Origin of the sequence: Corynebacterium sp. HMSC073D01, assembly GCF_001815555.1 — a bacterium.
Taxonomy (GTDB): Bacteria; Actinomycetota; Actinomycetes; order Mycobacteriales; family Mycobacteriaceae; genus Corynebacterium; species Corynebacterium glucuronolyticum.
Genome location: NZ_KV821085.1, coordinates 82,331 through 82,663 on the forward strand (window position 1 = coordinate 82,331; position 333 = coordinate 82,663).

At 63.4% G+C, this 333-nt stretch carries 1 CRISPR repeat array.

The features are described 5' to 3' along the window. The first annotated feature begins 1 nt into the window (after window position 1). Window positions 2-332: a CRISPR direct-repeat array (repeat unit 26 nt; unit sequence GGCTCATCCCCGCAGGTGCGGGGCAG). Window position 333: the final 1 nt, after the last annotated feature.

Sequence of the window (333 nt, forward strand, 5' to 3'; positions counted from 1 at the left end):
GGGCTCATCCCCGCAGGTGCGGGGCAGATAAGCTGCGCGGAAAGAACCGCGAATTTGAAATGGGCTCATCCCCGCAGGTGCGGGGCAGATCAAAATCAAGCTTCCCGATTCCATGGCAACTCCGGCTCATCCCCGCAGGTGCGGGGCAGATCTACGCTTCTCCAACCGGCGCACACGCGCCTTCGGCTCATCCCCGCAGGTGCGGGGCAGATCTGCTCGTGCTGCGGGTGTTTCTAGGAATTCAGGGCTCATCCCCGCAGGTGCGGGGCAGATTTCTCCAAAGCAGCCTCAGCATCCGCCAATTGCGGCTCATCCCCGCAGGTGCGGGGCAGA